Genomic DNA, 18,112 nt, shown 5'->3' on the forward strand with positions numbered 1-18,112 from the left:
GAGCCCCATAGATGCGATACTCATACCGAATAGCATCCTTTGAATCAGCTGGCGACCCGCTCCAGTGCGACGCGCCACGCCGCCCGCCCCCTTACCCGATGACCGCCCCGACCGACACCGCTACCGCCGCCCCCTTCCCCTGCGCCCGCTTCATCAAGGAAATCGGCCGTGGCCCGAACGGCGCCCGCGCGCTGAGCGCCGACGACACCCGCGAACTCTACGCCGCGATGCTCGACGGCCGCGTGGCCGAACTCGAACTCGGCGCGGTGCTGCTCGCGTATCGCGTGAAAGGCGAGAGCGCCGACGAACTCGCCGCGATGCTGGCCGCCGCGCATGCGTCGTTCGAGCCGGTGCAATTGCCGCACGGCGCATATCGGCCCGTGTCGATCCCATCCTACAACGGCGCGCGCAAGCAGCCGAACCTCGTGCCGCTGCTCGCGCTGCTGCTCGCGCGCGAAGGTGTGCCGGTGCTCGTGCACGGCGTCACTGAAGATCCGGGCCGCGTGACGAGCGCCGAAATCTTCGCGGAGCTGCGGATTCCGCACGCGCAATCACTCGCCGAGATCGAAGACGGTCTCGCCGAGCGCCGCCTCGCATTTGCCTCGATCGACGTGCTCGCGCCGAAACTCGCGCATCTGCTCGCGCTGCGCCGGCGCATGGGCGTGCGCAATTCGACGCATACGCTCGTGAAAATCCTGCAGCCGTTCGCGCCCGCGGGGCTGCGCCTCGTCAACTACACGCATCCGCCATATCGCGACAGTCTCACGCAGCTGTTCAACTCGCATCCCGACGCTGCGCTCGGCGGCGCCCTGCTCGCGCGCGGCACCGAGGGCGAGGCGGTCGCGGATACGCGGCGCCAGGTGCAGGTCGACTGGCTGCACGACGGCATCTGCGAAACGCGTCTGCCGCACGAGCGTTCGTCGCCCGACGCGCCCGAAGTCGAATTGCCCGAAGCGCGCGACGCCGTCACCACGGCCGAGTGGATCGACGCAGTGCTGCGCGGCGAAGCGCCGGTGCCTGGCGCGATCGAGCGACAGGTCGAGCTGATCGTCGAGATCGCGAAAACGGCGCGCTGAAACTCGCCGAAACGTGGCAATCGCGCGCGAGGTCTGCGACGCCGTCGCGCAGACATGGCGGCCCACGCTCGCCGACAAGATGATCGTCAACCTGCCGGCGAGCGTCGAGGCGGCCACGCCGAACGTGTTCGCCGACCAGATCGAGTGGATGCACCGCAATCTCGGCTATCGCGACAGCATCGTGCTGTCGGTGCATCCGCACAACGACCGCGGCACCGCGATCGCCGCAGCGGAACTCGCGCTGCTCGCGGGCGCGGATCGCATCGAAGGCTGCCTGTTCGGCAATGGCGAGCGCACGGGCAATGTCGATCTCGTGCCGCTCGCGATGAATCTCGACGCGCAAGGCATCGATAGCGAACTCGATTTTTCCGATCTCGCGGCGATCCGGCGAGTGGTGGAGCGTTGCACGCGGATTCCGGTGCCGACACGGCATCCGTATGCGGGCGACGTGACGATGCGGATCGCCGGGGCAAGGAGCGGCGCGAACGGCGCCGCTACCGGTAATGGCAATGGCAACGACAACGCGACCGAGCGCGACGAGGCCGGCGAATGCGTCGCGGCCTGAAGCCGGGTCTCAAGCTGAGTGTGTCGTGAAAGAAGCGGAGTGAATCCGCAGCAGCAGAGCGCGTATCCCGTGCTTCGCTGTGGCCGCCGACGCGCTCACGAGGCGCATACCGCAAGCCGAGCCGGACCCGACGTGCATCCGACCCGAAGCCCACGCGAGTCCGCGGCATGAGTCCATGCGCGAATCAGACGCAAACCCAGCGCGCCCGCAAAACCTGCAAGCCGCTCGCCACATCATGCGAACAAGACGGACGTCGCCGAAAAACGCGTCACTCGATCGCGCAGCGCGTCGCCTGCCAGGCGATCAAACGCCACTGCCCATCTTCCTGCGTATGGATCGCCGTATAGGCAATCGGAAACAGCAGCGCGCCGTTGTTCGCTTCCATCTCGATCAGCGCGCGGCCCGTGACGACATACGTTTCGCGCCCGGCCGGCAGCACGTCCTGCGACTGCACCTCGATCTGCCGATAACGGCGGCGCCCCCCCGTAATCCCGTCGATGAACTGCCGCTTCGTCTCGCGTTTGCCGTTCGTGTGGACATAGCTCACGTTGTCCGCGAGCAGCGTGTCGAGCGACTGCCCGTCGCCGTCGACCATCGCACGAAAGCGCTCCCGCTCGAGCCCGCGAATCGCTTCGATCATCTTTGCCACCATTGCAGCCCCTTGCACACCGTAGGCCAAAGGCGGCCACGGTCGTCAGAAGTTATATTGCAAATATAGCTGGCTGAAATTTATACCAGGATTCGGCTCTTTGATACCGCCGTTGGAAATATGCTGGAAGCGGTAGCCCGCAACATATTGCTGATGCGTGCCGAATTGCAGCCCGACGCCCGCCATGTCGGCGAACTGAAACGCGCTGGAAAGCGTGAGGTCGGAAGAAATGCGGGGACTCGTCAGCAGCCGCACGCCGGCGCCCACCTCGACGAACGGCCGCACCGGGCCCGACATCTTGATGAAGCGGATCACAGGCGTCACGCCAACCTCCCCGATGTCGCCATGAACGTTGCCTTCGTTGGTGTGCCACCACGCGACGTGCGCCTCGCCGATCAACGCGAAGTGCCAGTCGCCGACCTGCCACCACGTCCAGTCCGGATCCCACACCATGCCCAGATCGAGCTTCTTGATGTGATGGTCGCCCACCCCGGCCGCCACCTGCACCCCGAACGGGTCGGCGAGCGCCGTACCCGCCGCCGACATCAGCAGCGCGGCCAGCGTGCCTTTTAGAGTAAACCCACGCAAAACAGTGTTTTTGTTCTTCACCTTGCACCCGCACTCACGAGCATTGAAACGATGCGTAACCGTCTGCTTATTCTAAATAAAAACTTAAGAGCGCGGATCGTATGAATAATTGTCTAAATTCGCAATTATTTACTGATAAATAGGAAAATATCAGTCGATTATGAGAACCAAGGCTATTGGGTCGGTAACTTCTACGTTCTCTGAACGACAGCGAAATAGGCTGTCTAATAGCTATTAGATAACGAATCTCAATAGGATTTCCGGGAACTCAGATGCCCCTACAGCCTCTAAGTATTAGCACTCGACAGATCAGAGTGCTAACATCCATCGCTGGAGTCCATCACTGAACACGCTATTGTCTGATTCCAAAGGAGTTTCACACGTGAGCCATGCAATGACCCTTCCGAGTACTCTGAGCCCGTCGTCGGCTAAGGCCGCTCCGGCAGGTGCACTGGCGCTCTCGCATTCCTCGCTGCTGCCCGGCCAACTGGGCAACATCGACGCCTACATCCAGGCCGTCAACCGCATTCCGATGCTGACGCCGACGGAAGAACGCCAGTTCGCCACCGAGTTTCGCGAGCACGACAACCTCGAATCGGCGCGTCGCCTCGTGCTGTCGCACCTACGCCTCGTCGTGTCGATCGCGCGCAACTACCTCGGTTACGGGTTGCCGCACGCCGACCTGATCCAGGAAGGCAACATCGGGCTGATGAAGGCCGTCAAGCGCTTCGACCCGGAGCAGAACGTGCGCCTCGTGTCGTACGCGATGCACTGGATCAAGGCCGAGATCCACGAATACATCCTGCGCAACTGGCGCATGGTGAAGGTCGCCACCACCAAGGCGCAGCGCAAGCTGTTCTTCAACCTTCGCAGCCACAAGCAGGGCCTCGGCGCGTTCACGCCGGACGAGATCGAAGGTCTCGCCAAGGAACTGAACGTGAAGCGCGAAGAAGTCGCGGAAATGGAAACGCGTCTGTCGGGCGGCGACATTGCGCTCGAAGGCCAGGTTGAAGACGGCGAAGAGTCGTACGCGCCGATCGCGTATCTCGCCGACTCGCACAGCGAGCCGACCGCCGTGCTGGCTTCGCGTCAGCGCGACCGGCTGCAAAGCGACGGCATCGCGAGCGCGCTCGAAGCACTCGATCCGCGCAGCCGCCGCATCATCGAGGCGCGCTGGCTGAAGGTCGAGGACGACGGCTCGGGCGGCTCGACGCTGCACGAACTGGCCGACGAATTCGGCGTATCGGCCGAGCGTATCCGCCAGATCGAAGCGAGCGCGATGAAGAAGATGCGCGGCGCACTCGCCGAATACACGTAAAGCCCGCCACGCCGCCGGCTGCGGCCAATACAGCCGATACAGGCTGATACAGCAGCCGGCGCCTCGCACGGGAATCACTTGCTAGTTCAAGCCCCGCCCTCGCAAGACGGCGGGGCTTTTTTCATCCTCACGCGTTCGCTCTCGCGGCGCGCCCATGCCCGCCGATTCACGATCGTGAACACTCACCGGCCGCCACGGCTTCCTTGACGTATCGCAAGTCAGATAGCAATACTGCTCAGACGCGGCGAGCTTCGCGACTCGATGCCGCACGGCCCAATTCAAGCGCGCGAGGTTCGGCTCCTACAATCGGCATGCATTCGCCAGATCTCCCGACGGCCCGGGCGGACTGGTCCAGCCGGGTTCACCGGCATGAAGTCGTCTTCGACCGAACATGACCCTAGCCCTCAATCGCCACAGCACACGCCGCTCACGCTGGCGCACCCGGTTCACCCGGTGGGTGCGCGGCCCGACACTGGCACGCGATATCGCCATCATCCTCGCCATCAAATTCGTCCTGCTGATGGCGCTCAAGTTCACCTTTTTCAATCATCCGCAGGCGCAGCACATGATGCTGCCGCCCGAGCAAGTCGCGCAGGCGCTGCTGTCGGTGCCTGTCCCGCATCCGTCCCGAGGTGATCAACATGCCCGTTAGCGAAGTCGTAGAACTATCGCGTCTTCAGTTCGCCATCACGGCGCTCTATCACTTTCTGTTCGTGCCGCTCACGCTCGGCCTCGCGTGGCTGCTCGTCATCATGGAGTCCGTCTACGTGATGACCGGCAAGCCGATCTACAAGGACATGACACAGTTCTGGGGCAAGCTCTTCGGCATCAACTTCGCGATGGGCGTCGCCACCGGTCTCACGCTCGAATTCCAGTTCGGCACCAACTGGGCGTACTACTCGCATTACGTCGGCGATATTTTCGGCGTGCCGCTCGCCGTCGAAGGGCTGATGGCGTTCTTCCTCGAATCGACCTTCGTCGGCCTGTTCTTCTTCGGCTGGAGCCGGCTCTCGAAGGTGCAGCACCTGATCGTCACGTTCTGCGTCGCGCTCGGCTCGAACCTCTCGGCGCTGTGGATTCTGATCGCCAATGGCTGGATGAACAATCCGGTCGGCGCGAAGTTCAACTACCAGACGATGCGCATGGAGCTCGACAGCATCTTCGCGGTGATCTTCAACCCGGTCGCGCAGGTCAAGTTCGTGCACACGGTATCGGCCGGTTACGTGACCGCGTCGATGTTCGTGCTCGGCGTGTCGTCGTGGTATCTGCTCAAGCGCCGCGACACCGAGTTCGCGCTGCGCTCGTTCGCGATCGCCGCCGGCTTCGGCCTCGCCTCGGCCTTGTGCGTGATCGTGCTCGGCGACGAATCGGGCTACCGCACCGGCGAAGTCCAGCAGGTCAAGCTCGCCGCCATCGAATCCGAATGGGAAACCGCGCCCGCGCCGGCACCGTTCACGATCTTCGGGATTCCGAACCAGCGCGAACAGCGCACCGATTACGCGATCCGCGTGCCGTACGCGCTCGGCATCATCGCGACGCGTTCGCTCGACGAGCCCGTGGTCGGCCTGCGCGACCTGATTGCGGAAAACGAAGGCCGCATCAAAAGCGGCATGCTGGCCTTCGCAGCGCTGCAAAAGCTCAAGGGCGGCGACGCGACCGACGCAGCGCGCGCCGCCTTCGAAGCGCACAAGGCCGATCTCGGCTACGGCCTGCTGCTCAAGCAGTTCACGCCGAACGTAACCGATGCGACGCCCGAGCAGATCTCCGCGGCGGCGCAGCGCACGATCCCGCCGGTCCTGCCACTGTTCTTCTCGTTTCGCCTGATGGTCGGCCTCGGTCTGCTGTTCCTCGCGACCTTCGTGCTCGCGTTCTGGTTCTGCGCGCAACGCACGCTGCTGCTGGAGAAGCGCCGCTGGTTCCTGCGCTGGGCCGTGTGGGCGATTCCGCTGCCGTGGCTCGCCGCCGAACTCGGCTGGATCGTCGCCGAAATGGGCCGCCAGCCGTGGAGCATCGCCGGCATCCTGCCGACCAATCTCGCCGCGTCGAGCCTGACGCCGCGCGATCTGTATCTGAGCATCGGCGGCTTCGTGCTGTTCTACACGGTGCTGTTCGTCATCGAGATCATGCTGATGTTCAAGTACGCGCGGCTTGGTCCGTCGTCGCTGCACACGGGCCGCTATCACCACGAGATCGCGCAGCCGGCCGCCCAGCCGCTGTCGCCGAATACGGCCGCGTGACGCGCCGCCGCCACTCCGTTCGAGAGGAATCGACACCATGGATTACGCAACGCTCAAACTGATCTGGTGGGCATTGATAGGCGTACTGCTGATCGGCTTCGCGCTCACCGACGGCTTCGATATGGGCGCGGCGATCCTGCTGCCGTTCATCGCGAAGACGGACGCCGAGCGGCGCATCGTCGTCAACACGGTCGGCGCAACGTGGGAAGGCAATCAGGTCTGGCTCGTCACCGCGGGCGGCGCGATGTTCGCGGCATGGCCGCTCGCTTATGCGGCGTCGTTCTCCGGCTTCTACTTCGCGATGCTGCTCGTGCTGTTCGCGCTGTTCTTCCGGCCGGTCGGCTTCGACTATCGCGGCAAGCGCGACGACCCGCGCTGGCGCAACGCGTGGGACTGGGGCCTGTTCATCGGCGGCCTCGTGCCGGCGCTCGTGTTCGGCGTCGCGTTCGGCAATCTGCTGCAAGGCGTGCCGTTCTCGTTCGACAACGACCTGCGCGTCACCTATCACGGCAGTTTCTTCGGCCTGCTCAATCCGTTCGCCTTGCTGACAGGCCTTGTCAGCGTGTCGATGCTGACCGCGCACGGCGCGGCGTTCGTGAAGTGGAAATCAGATGGCGTGATCCACGAGCGCGCGTCGAAGGCGCTGCGGCTCGCAGCGGTGTGCGCGGTCGTGCTGTTCATGGTGGCGGGCGCGTTCGTCGCGACGATGATCGGCGGCTATCAGATCGTCGACGCGCCGCCGCTCGACGCGGTCGCCAATCCGCTGCTGAAGACCGTGATCGGCGCACCAGGCCTGTGGCTCACCAACTACGCGCTGTATCCGTGGATGGTGGCCGCGCCCGTGGCGGGTCTCGTCGGCGGCATTCTGGCGGTGCTGCTCGCGCGTTCGCGCTTCGAGGCGAGCGCGTTTCTGTCGACCGCGCTGATGGTCGTCGGCGTGATCCTGACGGCAGGCTTCTCGATGTTCCCGTTCATCATGCCGTCCTCGCTCGACGGCCGCAGCAGCCTGACGCTATGGGATTCGACGTCGAGCCGCCTGACGCTCGAAATCATGCTGGTCGCCGTCATCATTTTCCTGCCGATCATCCTGCTGTACACGAGCTGGGTGTATCGCGTGATGCGTGGCAAGGTGACCGCGGCGGCCATCAAGGAAAACAGCCATTCGATGTATTGAACGGCACGACGTTTTGCGAGTCCGGTAGCATCCAGCGGTTAACGCAAGAGCGGCACCTTGAAAACAAGGTGCCGCTCTTTTTATTCACAGCCAACCGCTGCGAACCGGGGCATGGCTCACGCCAGTACCGGCTCTGCGCCGGCGCCCGCGCCGCCGCCTGGCGACAGTCGCGTCGCGAGCTTCTGCGCATAACGCGGCGCAGCCTCGCCGACCACGACATGGAACGTATCGGTCGCCACCCACGCGGTATCGAGCGAAGCGAGGCGCTGACGATCGACCGCCGACGGATCGCGCACGACGACCCGCAGACGCGTGGCCGCGACCGCATCGAGCGACACTATGTTGCCCGCGCCGCCGAACACGGCGAGCCAGCGCAGCGGATCGGGATCGAGCGGACCGCCCTGCGCGTGCTGAGCCACAGGTTGCGGCGCGGATTGCACGCTCCGCGCGGCAACCGCCGTCGGCGCAACAGCAGCAGCCACGGCAACCGGCGCAGCCCCGACCTCATCGCCGCCACCCTGCGCAATCACCGTGCGGATTTCATCGGCGATGATGTCCGCTTCCGGTCCGATGATGACCTGCACATTGGTCGCGCCGCGCTTGAGCACGCCGCGCGCGCCGATCGTCTTCAGCTCGCTCTCGGACACCTTCGCCGCATCGACCACCGACAGACGCAGACGCGTCGTGCACGCATCCACGACCGACAGATTCGCCGCGCCGCCGAGCGCCGCGATATAGCGTCGCGCACGCGGCACGGCCGCACCGGCGATCGGCGCGACGAAGCCGCCGGCCGTGAACGAATCGGCCTGCTCTTCGGCACCGGCCGGCTCGCGGCCCGGCGTTGCCATGTTGAACTTGCGGATGAAGAAGCGGAACAGCCCGTAGTACAGCACCGAGTACACGATGCCGATCGGAATCGCCCACCAGCCCCGCGTCGACAGCCCGTAGTTCAGCACGTAATCGATAAAGCCCGCCGAGAACGTGAAGCCGAGGTGAATGCCGAGCGCCGAGCAGATCGCGAGCGAAATCCCGGTCAGCAGCGCGTGGATCGCGTAGAGCACCGGCGCGAGGAACATGAAGCTGAATTCGATCGGCTCGGTCACGCCGGTCAGGAACGACGTGAGGCCCATCGAGAACAGCAGGCCGAACACCATCGCGCGGCGCTCTTTCGGCGCTTCGTGATACATCGCGAGACACGCGGCCGGCAGGCCGAACATCATCACCGGGAAGAAGCCCGTCATGAAGGTGCCCGCGGTCGGATCGCCGGCGAAGAAGCGGTGCAGGTCGCCCGTGACCGGCGCGCCGCCCGCCGGCGTGAACGTGCCGAACACGAACCACGTCAGCGAATTGAGGATGTGATGCAGGCCCGTGACGAGCAGCAGACGGTTCAGCACGCCGAACACGAAGGCGCCGAGCGCGCCCGCCGTGGTGAGCCAGTGGCCGGCCACGTCGATCGCGTTCTGCACCGGCTGCCACACGTAGCCGAACACGATGCCGAGTATCAGGCAGACCACCCCCGTGACGATCGGCACGAAGCGTTTGCCGCCGAAGAACGCGAGGTAATCGGGCAGCTTGATGTCCTTGTAGCGGTTGTACAGGAAACCGGCCACGAGACCCGCGACGATCCCCGACAGCACACCCATGTTGAGCTTGTCGTTGATGTCCTTCATCACCGCGATCTGCACCAGATAGCCGATCGCGCCCGCGAGGCCCGCGACGCCGTTGTTGTCTTTCGCGAAACCGACCGCCACGCCGATCGCGAACAGCAGCGGCAGGTTGCTGAAAATCGCGTCGCCCGCGTCGGCGATCATCTTGATGTTGAACACGTCGGGCTGGCCGAGGCGCAGCAGCAGGCCGGCGACCGGCAGCACCGCGATCGGCAGCATCAGCGCGCGTCCGAGGCGCTGAATCTTCAGAAACGGATTTCCATCCATGGGTATCTCCTGTCCTTGTCTCGTAACTGGACGTTGTGGTTAGGTTGTGTGGCGATAGGTGAGGATTGCGCCGGCCCGCGCCGCGAAGCGCGGACCACGCGGCTTCAGTCGAGCGGCCAGGTGGCGCGGCTCGCGGCTCTGACGGCCTGCGCCGATTCGAGCGCGAGCGCATCCTGGGCGCGCTGACGGCACAACGGATAATCGAGCGTGCGCACGCGCGCCTTGATGCCCGGCACCGATACCGGATCGACCGACAGCTCGGTCACGCCGAGACCGACGAGCAGCGGCATCGCGAGCGGGTCGCCCGCCAGCGCGCCGCACACGCCGACCCATTTGCCGTGCTTGTCCGCGCCCGCAACGGTCGCCGCGATCAGGCGCAGCACGGCCGGGTGCAGGCCATCGGCCTGAGCCGCGAGATCGGGCTGGCAGCGGTCCATCGCGAGCGTGTACTGCGTCAGATCGTTGGTGCCGATCGAGAGGAAATCGGCGTGCTGCGCGAGTTGATCGGCGAGCAATGCCGCCGACGGCACTTCGATCATCACACCCACTTCGATCGCTTCCGTGCGGCCGGCCTCGCGCGCCAGCTCGTCGATGCGCTTGCGGATGCCGATCAGTTCGCTCGCGTCGGTGACCATCGGCAGCAGGATGCGCACGGCGCCGAGCGGGCGCACCGCGAGCAGGCCGCGCAACTGGGCGTCGAGCAGATCGGGGCGCACCTGCGCGAGGCGCACGCCGCGCAGGCCGAGCGCGGGGTTCGGCTCGGGCGGCAGCGTCAGATAGTCGACTTCCTTGTCGGCGCCGACGTCGAGCGTGCGAATGATCGCGGTGCGGCCGCCCAACGCGTCGGCAATCGCCTGGTAGCTCTGACGATGCTCGTCGGCACTCGGTGCGGCCGGACGGTGGATAAACAGCAGCTCGGTGCGCAACAGCCCGACCGCATCGGCGCCGTTGTCGACGGCAGCCTTGGCGTCGTCGAGCGTCGCGATGTTGGCGGCCACTTCGATCGCCCGGCCGTCGGACGTCGCCGCGGCCTGCTGCGAGGTCCGGCGATTCGCTTCGCGCACGTCGGCGAGACGGCTGCGCTCGCGGCGCGCGCGTTCGACGTCGAGTTCGGTCGGTGCGAATTCGAGGCGCCCCGTGCTCGCATTGACGACGACCTGGGTGCCCTCGGGAATCGCATGCAACGCATCGCCGATCGCGACCAGCGCCGGAATGCCGGCCTGGCGCGCGAGAATCGCCGCGTGCGAGGTGGCGCCGCCGCGCGCCATCACGAGCGCGGTCACGCGCGTGCGATCGAGCGAGGACAGATCCGACGGCGTGAATTCGTCCGCGGCGAGCACCGCTTCAGCGGGCAGCGTGCGCGCCGCCGCGCTCGTATAACCGAGCGCGCGCAGCACGCGCTTTTCGATGTCGCGCAGATCGGCGGCACGTTCGGCAAGCAGCGCGTCCTCGACCTTGCTCAGGACATCGATCTGTGCGCGGATCGCCTCGCGCCACGCGAATCCGGCGCTCTTGCCGAGGCTGATCAGATCGCGCGCGGCATCGAGCAGCGTCGGGTCTTCGAGCAGCACGCGGTGCACCGCGAAAATCCCCGCTTCGCCGACCGCACCGCGCTGCGACGCATCGCGCACGGTCGTGTCGAGATCGGCGTCGACGCTCGCGATCGCCTTGTCGAGCAGACGGCTTTCCGCCGCCGACGTGCCGCTCGCCTGTTCCGGCGGATCGAGGTCCGCGTCGTCCCAGCGCACGAGCTGGCCGACCGCGACGCCCGGCGCCGCGCACACGCCCGCGAGCGTGTTCGGCGCGAGCGGCTCGCCCGCGGCCCGCACCGCTGCGGCCGCCACGGACACAGCAGCGGGTGCCGGTGTAGCCTGGCGCGCCGGCTTCTGTTCGACTTCGCCGTGCGCTTCGCGCGTCAGTTCGTGAGCGACGGCATCGACCGCCGCCTGCGCTTGCGGACCGACGCCGAGCAATTCGACCGTCGCACCTTCGCCGGCGCCGAGGCCGAGCAGGCCGACCACGCTTTCGATCGCCGCCTTGCGGCCTTCGTACCGCACCTCGACACGCGCATCGAAACCGCGCGCCGCTTCGCGCGCTCGCGCGGCCGGCCGCGCATGCAGACCGCCCGCGTGCGTCAGCGTGATCTGGCGACGTGCTTCGGTCTCGACCTGGGCGGCGCTCGCCTCGCGCACGGCCTCGGTGTTCACGCCGTCGCGCGCGCGCAGCACCAGCAGCGGCGTTTCGCCGGCCTTCACCGGGCCTGCCGGCGCGCGCTCGATCACCTCGAACGCATCCGAATTGGCGATCGCGATCACCGAGACGAGGCTCGGCGCATTGAGCGCGATCTGGTCCTGATCGAACTCGATCAGCACGTCGCCGGCGTGCACGTGCGCGCCCTGCTCGACCATCGGCGCAAACCCCTTGCCGTTCAGCCCGACCGTATCGATGCCGATATGCAGCAGAATTTCCGCGCCCTCGGCGCTCGCGAGCGTGACCGCGTGGCCGGTGCGCGCGAGATGCGTGACGACGCCGTCGCACGGCGCGACCAGGCGACCTTCCAGCGGATCGATGCCGATGCCGTCACCGAACATGCCGCCCGAAAACACCGGGTCCGGCACGTTCTCAAGCGGCACGACCGGACCGGTCAGCGGTGCGAGCAAAACAATGTGATCTTCGGAATGACTCATGAGGCTGGACTTTTCGACACGTCGCATCTGCATTCTCGTCAGTGAGTTTCGGTGACTTTGTTGAGATGGCGCGGCGCATCGGGATTGCGCCCGCGCGCGGCGGCAAGGTCCGCGGCCATCACGTAAAAGGACAGGATCGCGGCGATCGGATCGAGCGCCGCGTGTGCGGTTGAAACAAGCGGCAGCGACGCGTCGGCCACGTCGTCGGGCGCGGCGAGCAGCACGCGCGCGCCGCGCGCGCGCATGTCGTGCGCGAGTTGCAGGAGGCCCGCCTGCTCCGGTCCGCGCGGCGCGAACACGAGTAGCGGATAGTCGCGATCGATCAGCTCCATCGGACCGTGACGCACTTCCGCGCTCGAAAACGCTTCGGCCTGGATGCCCGAGGTTTCCTTCAGCTTCAGCGCGGCTTCCTGCGCGATCGCGAGACCGAGGCCCCGGCCGATCACGATCATCCGTTCGATGCCGCGCAGTTCGTTCACGGCCATCGACCAGTCGAGCCGGCCCGCGCGCTCCAGCGCCTCGGGCAGCGTGTTCAGCGCGTCGAGCAGTTCGGCGTCGTTCTGCCAATGCGCGACCAGTTGCGCGGAAATCGACAGCATCGCGATATAGCTCTTGGTCGCGGCGACGCTCAGTTCGGGACCGGCGACGAGCGGCAGATGCCACTCGCACGCATCCGCGAGCGGCGACGCCGGCGCGTTCACGGCGGCGACCGTCAACGCCCCAGCATTGCGCAACGCGTTCATCGTGCCGACAAGGTCCGGGCTCTTGCCCGATTGCGAGAACGCGAGCGCAAGCTGGTCGCGCACCTGCAACGGCGCCTGCTGCAACGTCGCGACCGACATCGGCAGCGACGCGACCGGCACGCCGAGGCGGCTCATCGTCAGCGAGGCGAAGTAACTGGCGGCGTGGTCCGAACTGCCGCGCGCGACCGTCAATGCGACGTGGCGCGGCTGTTGCGCGAGCGTCGCGGCGAGCGCCGCGACGCGCGAGGTGTCCTCGAGTTGCGCGGCGACCGTCCCGGCGGACGCGAGCGCTTCTTTAAGCATATTCGACAATGGCTTCTCCTTCGACGTAAGTCGCGGTCAAGGTCAGTTCGCGATCGAACACGACCACGTCGGCCCACGCGCCGCGCGCGATACGGCCGCGGTCTTCGATGCCGAGATAGTCGGCGGCATAGCGCGACAAACGGTGTGATACATCGGCGATCGGCAAGCCGATCGAAACAAGATTGCGCAGCGCCTGATCCATCGTCAGCGTGCTGCCCGCAAGCGTGCCGTCGGCGAGACGCACGCCGCCCAGGCACTTGGTCACGTGCTGGCTGCCGAGGCGGTATTCGCCGTCGGGCATGCCGGTGGCCGAGGTGCTGTCCGTCACCACGTAGAGACGCGGAATCGCACGCAGCGCGGCGCGGATCGCGCCCGGATGGACGTGCAGCAGATCGGGAATGATTTCGGCGTATTCGGCATGCGCGAGCGCCGCGCCGACGAGGCCGGGGTTGCGGTGATGCAGCGGCGACATCGCGTTGAACAGGTGCGTGAAGCCGCACGCGCCGTGCTTGAGCGCGGCGACGGCGTCGTCGTAGGTGCCGAGCGAATGGCCGAGCTGCACGCGCACGCCGCGCGCCGCCATCTCGGAGATGATCTCCATATGGCCGGCGATCTCGGGCGCGAGCGTGACGACGCGAATCGGTGCGATCGACAGATACTTGAGCACCTCGTCCATCACCGCCGACACGGCCGCGTCCGGCTGCGCGCCGAGCTTGCCGGGGTTGATGTACGGCCCTTCCAGATGCACCCCGAGCACGCGCGCGCCGCCCGGCGTGCGCACCCGCGTGACGTTGCCGAGCCCGGCGACCACGCTCATCAGCTCCTCGCGCGGCGCGGTCATCGTGGTCGCGAGCAGGCTCGTCGTGCCGTGGCGCGCATGCGTGCGCGTGATCGTTTCGATCGCGTCGCCGGCTTCCATCACGTCGGAGCCGCCGCCGCCGTGCACGTGCAGGTCGATGAAGCCGGGCAGGATGTAGGGCGCGTCGTTCGTCGACGGATCGGCGCGCTCGCCGGTCAGTGCCGTGATACGGCCGTTTTCGTATTCGAGCGTGCCGTGAATCCACCCGTCGGTGGTGAGTATGTTTCCGGTCAGCATGAGTCTCTCTGGTGCGTGATACGTATGCAGCAAATTCGTGTGCCCCGGCTCGCGGCCCTAGCAAGCCGCGCCGCCCGGATACGCGCTTCAGGTGCGCAGTTCGGCGACGAAGTCGTAGTAGTCGTCGCGACAATAGGTGTCGGTCAGTTCGATCGCACGCTGGTCCGCGCTATAGCCGATGCGCGTAATGACCAGCAGCGCCGTGCGCGATTCGATGTCCATCAGCGCGGCGATTTCGCTCGACGCGTTGACCGCGCGGAAGTGCTGCAACGCGCGCACGACCGCCACGCCGTGCTGCTCCAGATAGCTGTAGAGCGAATCGCCGATCGCCTGCGGGTCCGGCACGATCGCGACCGGCAGCGCCGAATGCTCGACCGCCATCACGATGCCGTCCGCGCGCCGCAGCCGCCGCAGGCTCGTGACGGCCGCCCCCGGCGACAGGCCGAGATGCAGCAGTTCGTCGCGATTGGCAGCGCGCACGTCGCGCTCGAGCCACACCGAATCCGGACGGAAACCGCGCTGCTGCATCTTCTTCGTGAAGCCGGTGAGACGCGACAGCGGGTCTTCGACGCGCGGCGTGATGAAGCTGCCCGCGCCGCGCGAGCGCCGGATCAGGCCCTGCTCGACCAGCAGCTCGATCGCCTTGCGCGCGGTGATGCGCGACACGCCGATCGCATCCGACAAGGTGCGTTCCGACGGCAGCGCCTCGCCGGCCGACCAGACGCCGCAATGGATCGCCGTCGTCAGGTTGCGCGCGAGCTGCAGGTAGAGCGGCGTGACGTTGTGCACGTCAGGCATCAATGCGGACCAGCGAGTTTCCATGGGGCTCCAGGAGACGCCGCGAGCAGTGCGGCCCGGAAAAATGAGAGCCCATTATATAACCAACATAATACCAGTCAATTAACTGGTCCCATGCTGGTATAGTACGTGGCAAAGCCTTGTCGGATAAGGCTCAGAGGCCGATTGGAGCGGTGTTTCGAGACGAATTGGGAGATCGGGATTTACCCGTATCCGGTGGTTGGAACCATACCAGCGGATGCTTACCTGACTTTCGCCGGGCTCGAAAAAGCAGTCTGATCGATACCTGTTTAATACCAGTTTCGATCCACCCGTGGCGTGACGGCTTTGCTCGCCGCGGGCGTTCCAATATAGTGGCCGTGTACCAATCCCAAAAAGGTCCCGGGGAGCCGCACTTGACAGATTCCGAGGCGCAGCGGCGCGCTCACGCCGTCCGCCATTTCAATCGCTTCTATACCCTGTACATTGGCGCCCTGCATGAGCGCCTGACGAAAAGCGGGTTCTCGCTGACCGAGGTACGCGTGCTTCACGAGCTTTCTCGCGAACACACGCAAACCGCGTCGGCGCTGAGCCGCGCGCTCGGTCTCGACAGTGGCTATCTGAGCCGCCTGCTGACCAGTTTCGAACGGCGCAATCTGATTACGCGCCGCCCATCCGACACCGACGCGCGCCAATCGCTGATCGCGCTCACCGAGCACGGCCATGCGACCTACGCGCCGCTCGACGCCGCCGCCACGCAGGACGCGCTGGCCCTGCTCGACCGGCTCGACATGCACTCGCAGCAGCAACTGATTGGCGCGATGAGGCTGATCGAGCGCCTGCTGCGCGAGCGGCCCAGGCACGAACTCGTCGTGCTGCGCCCGCCGCACGCCGGCGAATGCGGCTGGCTCGTGCATCGGCAGGCCCAGTGGTTCGCCGCGCAATACGGCTGGGATCAGACATTCGAAGGATTGCTCGCGCGGGTGGTCGCCGAGTACGCGCAGCGCAACGATCCGCTGCGCGAGCAATGCTGGATCGCCGAACAGGACGGTCTCGTGACCGGCTCGGCATGCATCGTCGGCGTATCGACGACGGTGGCGAGCGTGCGTTTGCTGTGGGTCGAACCGGACATGCGGCGCTTCGGCATCGGCACTCAGCTGCTCAGCGAATGCGTGCGTTTCGCGCGACGGGCCGGTTATACGAAACTCACGCTCGCCACCGCGAGCGCGTTGGCGGAACCGCGGCGGCTCTGCGAGCGCATGGGCTTCGTGCTGACCAGTGCCGTGGACACGCACCGTTTCGGCCGCGATCTGACGCTCGAACGATGGGAGCTGGAGCTCTAGCCACGGCCGCAAAAGAAAAGGCGCGGCACGACCAGTGTCGCGCCGCGCCTCGCCAGGCCGGAGATGCGTCGCTTAGAACGACGGCACCATCGAGCCCTTGAACTGCGTCTTGATGAACTGGCGCACGTCTTCCGACTGATATGCCGCGACCAGCTTCTTGACCCACGGCTGATCCTTGTCCTTAGCGCGCACCGCGATCAGGTTCGCGTAGGGGCTGTGGATGTCTTCGAGCGCGATCGCGTCTTTGGTCGGCTGAAGGCCGGCGGCCAGCGCGAAGTTCGTGTTGATGACGGCGGCGTCGACGTCCGCGAGCGAGCGCGGCAGTTGCGCGGCGTCGAGTTCGACGAACTTGATCTTCTTCGGATTGTCGACGACGTCGAGCGGCGTCGCGTTATTGCCGCCCGTGGCCGAGCCGTCCTTCAGCTTGATCAGGCCTTGCGATTGCAGCAGCAACAGCGCGCGGTTTTCGTTCGACGGATCGTTCGGCACCGCGATCTTCGCGCCCTGCGGCAGATCCTTCAGCGATTTGAGCTTCTTCGAATACGCGCCGAGCGGCGAGATATAGGTGAGACCCGCGCTGACGAGCTTGTAGCCACGCTGCTTGATCTGACTGTCGAGGTACGGCTGGTGCTGGAAGCTGTTGGCGTCGAGGTCGCCGGCGTCGAGCGCGGCGTTCGGCTGGATGTAGTCGTTGAATTCGATGACCTTCACGTTCAGGCCTTCCCGCTTCGCGACCTTGGTGACGACTTCCCAGACCTGCGCGTCCGGACCGCCGATCGTGCCGACCTTGATGACCTTGTCGTCGGCGTGGGCGCCGAGGCTGGTCAGGAATGCCGCGCCGGCGACGACCGCGGTGAGAGCTTTCAGGATGTTTCTGCGCTGCATGGGGTTCTCGCTGTTGCTGTTCGGTTCTCTGACCGGTGTCAGATCCGGATGAAAGACGGGCGATGCACCGGCCCTTGCGGGCGCGTCGCCGACGAAACCCGGAATGGTCTCATATGGCCGCGGGGTTGGGAAATACCCTGATCGCATATGGTTATGCGGCGGTGCGCCGGGCGGGTTGGCGGCGAGAGGCTGGCGTGCGTGAAATGCGCGTGGCGCGGCGGCGGGTAGCCGATAATTCAAGGCCGTGGCCGCGAATATGCGCGCAGATGCGCACCGTCATCGTGACGAACTCGTTGCGCACATGCGCCAGCCCGACACGAGCGGCCCGACTCCATTGCCTGTTGCGAGAACCTCATGTACGTCATCAACCTGATCTACACCGCCCCGCTCGACCGTATCGACGACGCGCTCGACGCGCATCGCGCCTTCCTCGCCCGGCAGTTCGACGCGGGCATCTTCGTCGCGGCCGGGCCGAAGGTGCCGCGCGACGGCGGCATCATCCTCGCGGTGCGCATCGACCGGGACAGGCTGGAGCGGATTCTCGCGAGCGATCCGTTCGCCGAGCAGAAGCTCGCGCGCTACGAGGTGACGGAGTTCAAGACGACGCGTCTCGCGCCGGGGATCAACTTCCCGGTACCGGACTGAGCGTTACGTGGAAGGGATCGCCGGGCAGGCGCGAGGGGTGCATGAGAGAGCACGCGAGGGTGCATGAGAAGCTCATGAAGGGCACATGAACG

15 protein-coding genes and 1 pseudogene are annotated in these 18,112 nt (G+C 65.9%); 8 read left to right on the top strand and 8 right to left on the bottom strand.

Annotated features, from left to right (window positions below; genetic code table 11):
* The first annotated feature begins 98 nt into the window (after positions 1-98).
* A complete protein-coding gene (gene ybiB, locus F3J20_RS12640) occupies positions 99-1,076 on the top strand; it encodes a DNA-binding protein YbiB (protein ID WP_167048374.1) in 978 nt (325 codons plus the stop codon).
* 13 nt (positions 1,077-1,089) lie between these two features.
* Positions 1,090-1,563, top strand: a pseudogene (locus F3J20_RS12645) (hypothetical protein); the annotation flags it as partial.
* A gap of 346 nt (positions 1,564-1,909) precedes the next feature.
* Here F3J20_RS12645 and F3J20_RS12650 read toward each other — a convergent pair.
* On the bottom strand, positions 1,910-2,293 hold the full coding sequence (locus F3J20_RS12650; protein WP_167048376.1) for a nuclear transport factor 2 family protein: 384 nt from the start codon (positions 2,291-2,293) through the stop codon (positions 1,910-1,912).
* Between the two features lie 42 nt (positions 2,294-2,335).
* Entirely contained in the window at positions 2,336-2,899 is a 564-nt protein-coding gene (locus F3J20_RS12655) for an acyloxyacyl hydrolase (protein WP_206000689.1), read from the bottom strand.
* A gap of 361 nt (positions 2,900-3,260) precedes the next feature.
* Between F3J20_RS12655 and rpoH the strand changes: the two genes are divergently transcribed.
* The 4 genes from rpoH to cydB all read left to right on the top strand — a co-directional run bounded on the left by rpoH (position 3,261) and on the right by cydB (position 7,607).
* Positions 3,261-4,196, top strand: coding sequence for an RNA polymerase sigma factor RpoH (gene rpoH, locus F3J20_RS12660; protein WP_167048378.1), 936 nt, complete (start codon positions 3,261-3,263; stop codon positions 4,194-4,196).
* A gap of 391 nt (positions 4,197-4,587) precedes the next feature.
* The gene (gene cydP / locus F3J20_RS12665; protein WP_167048380.1) at positions 4,588-4,848 is read left to right on the top strand and encodes a cytochrome oxidase putative small subunit CydP; all 261 of its coding nucleotides are present in this window, start codon (positions 4,588-4,590) and stop codon (positions 4,846-4,848) included.
* Positions 4,838-6,433, top strand: a complete 1,596-nt coding sequence (locus F3J20_RS12670; RefSeq protein WP_167048382.1) for a cytochrome ubiquinol oxidase subunit I — start codon at positions 4,838-4,840, stop codon at positions 6,431-6,433. Before cydP ends, F3J20_RS12670 begins: the two co-directional genes overlap by 11 nt.
* A 37-nt stretch (positions 6,434-6,470) precedes the next feature.
* Positions 6,471-7,607 (top strand): cytochrome d ubiquinol oxidase subunit II, encoded by a 1,137-nt coding sequence (cydB, locus tag F3J20_RS12675; RefSeq protein ID WP_167048384.1) that lies wholly within the window; start codon positions 6,471-6,473, stop codon positions 7,605-7,607.
* Between the two features lie 116 nt (positions 7,608-7,723).
* On the opposite strand, the gene nagE is transcribed toward cydB, so the two are convergent.
* The 5 genes from nagE to F3J20_RS12700 all read right to left on the bottom strand — a co-directional run bounded on the left by nagE (position 7,724) and on the right by F3J20_RS12700 (position 15,192).
* Complete coding sequence (gene nagE / locus F3J20_RS12680; protein WP_167048386.1) at positions 7,724-9,541, bottom strand: N-acetylglucosamine-specific PTS transporter subunit IIBC; 1,818 nt, start codon at positions 9,539-9,541, stop codon at positions 7,724-7,726.
* Positions 9,542-9,645: 104 nt separating this feature from the next.
* The gene (gene ptsP / locus F3J20_RS12685) at positions 9,646-12,228 is read right to left on the bottom strand and encodes a phosphoenolpyruvate--protein phosphotransferase (protein ID WP_167048388.1); all 2,583 of its coding nucleotides are present in this window, start codon (positions 12,226-12,228) and stop codon (positions 9,646-9,648) included.
* Between the two features lie 38 nt (positions 12,229-12,266).
* Entirely contained in the window at positions 12,267-13,283 is a 1,017-nt protein-coding gene (locus F3J20_RS12690) for an SIS domain-containing protein (protein ID WP_205193257.1), read from the bottom strand.
* On the bottom strand, positions 13,267-14,370 hold the full coding sequence (gene nagA / locus F3J20_RS12695) for an N-acetylglucosamine-6-phosphate deacetylase (protein ID WP_167048390.1): 1,104 nt from the start codon (positions 14,368-14,370) through the stop codon (positions 13,267-13,269). Before nagA ends, F3J20_RS12690 begins: the two co-directional genes overlap by 17 nt.
* 87 nt (positions 14,371-14,457) lie before the next feature.
* Positions 14,458-15,192, bottom strand: a complete 735-nt coding sequence (locus tag F3J20_RS12700) for a GntR family transcriptional regulator (RefSeq protein ID WP_167048392.1) — start codon at positions 15,190-15,192, stop codon at positions 14,458-14,460.
* Between the two features lie 371 nt (positions 15,193-15,563).
* On the opposite strand from F3J20_RS12700, the gene F3J20_RS12705 reads away from it, so the two are divergent.
* Positions 15,564-16,490: a bifunctional helix-turn-helix transcriptional regulator/GNAT family N-acetyltransferase gene (locus F3J20_RS12705; RefSeq protein ID WP_167048394.1), complete on the top strand. Its 927-nt coding sequence runs from the start codon at positions 15,564-15,566 to the stop codon at positions 16,488-16,490.
* Between the two features lie 72 nt (positions 16,491-16,562).
* On the opposite strand, the gene F3J20_RS12710 is transcribed toward F3J20_RS12705, so the two are convergent.
* A complete protein-coding gene (locus F3J20_RS12710; protein WP_167048396.1) occupies positions 16,563-17,375 on the bottom strand; it encodes a MetQ/NlpA family ABC transporter substrate-binding protein in 813 nt (270 codons plus the stop codon).
* Between the two features lie 354 nt (positions 17,376-17,729).
* Between F3J20_RS12710 and F3J20_RS12715 the strand changes: the two genes are divergently transcribed.
* Positions 17,730-18,020 carry a YciI family protein gene (locus F3J20_RS12715; protein WP_167048398.1) on the top strand — a complete coding sequence of 97 codons (291 nt, stop codon included), beginning with the start codon at positions 17,730-17,732 and terminating at the stop codon, positions 18,018-18,020.
* The last annotated feature ends 92 nt before the right edge of the window (positions 18,021-18,112 follow it).

It is taken from the genome of Paraburkholderia sp. Cy-641, from assembly GCF_011752945.1.
Lineage (GTDB): Bacteria > Pseudomonadota > Gammaproteobacteria > Burkholderiales > Burkholderiaceae > Paraburkholderia.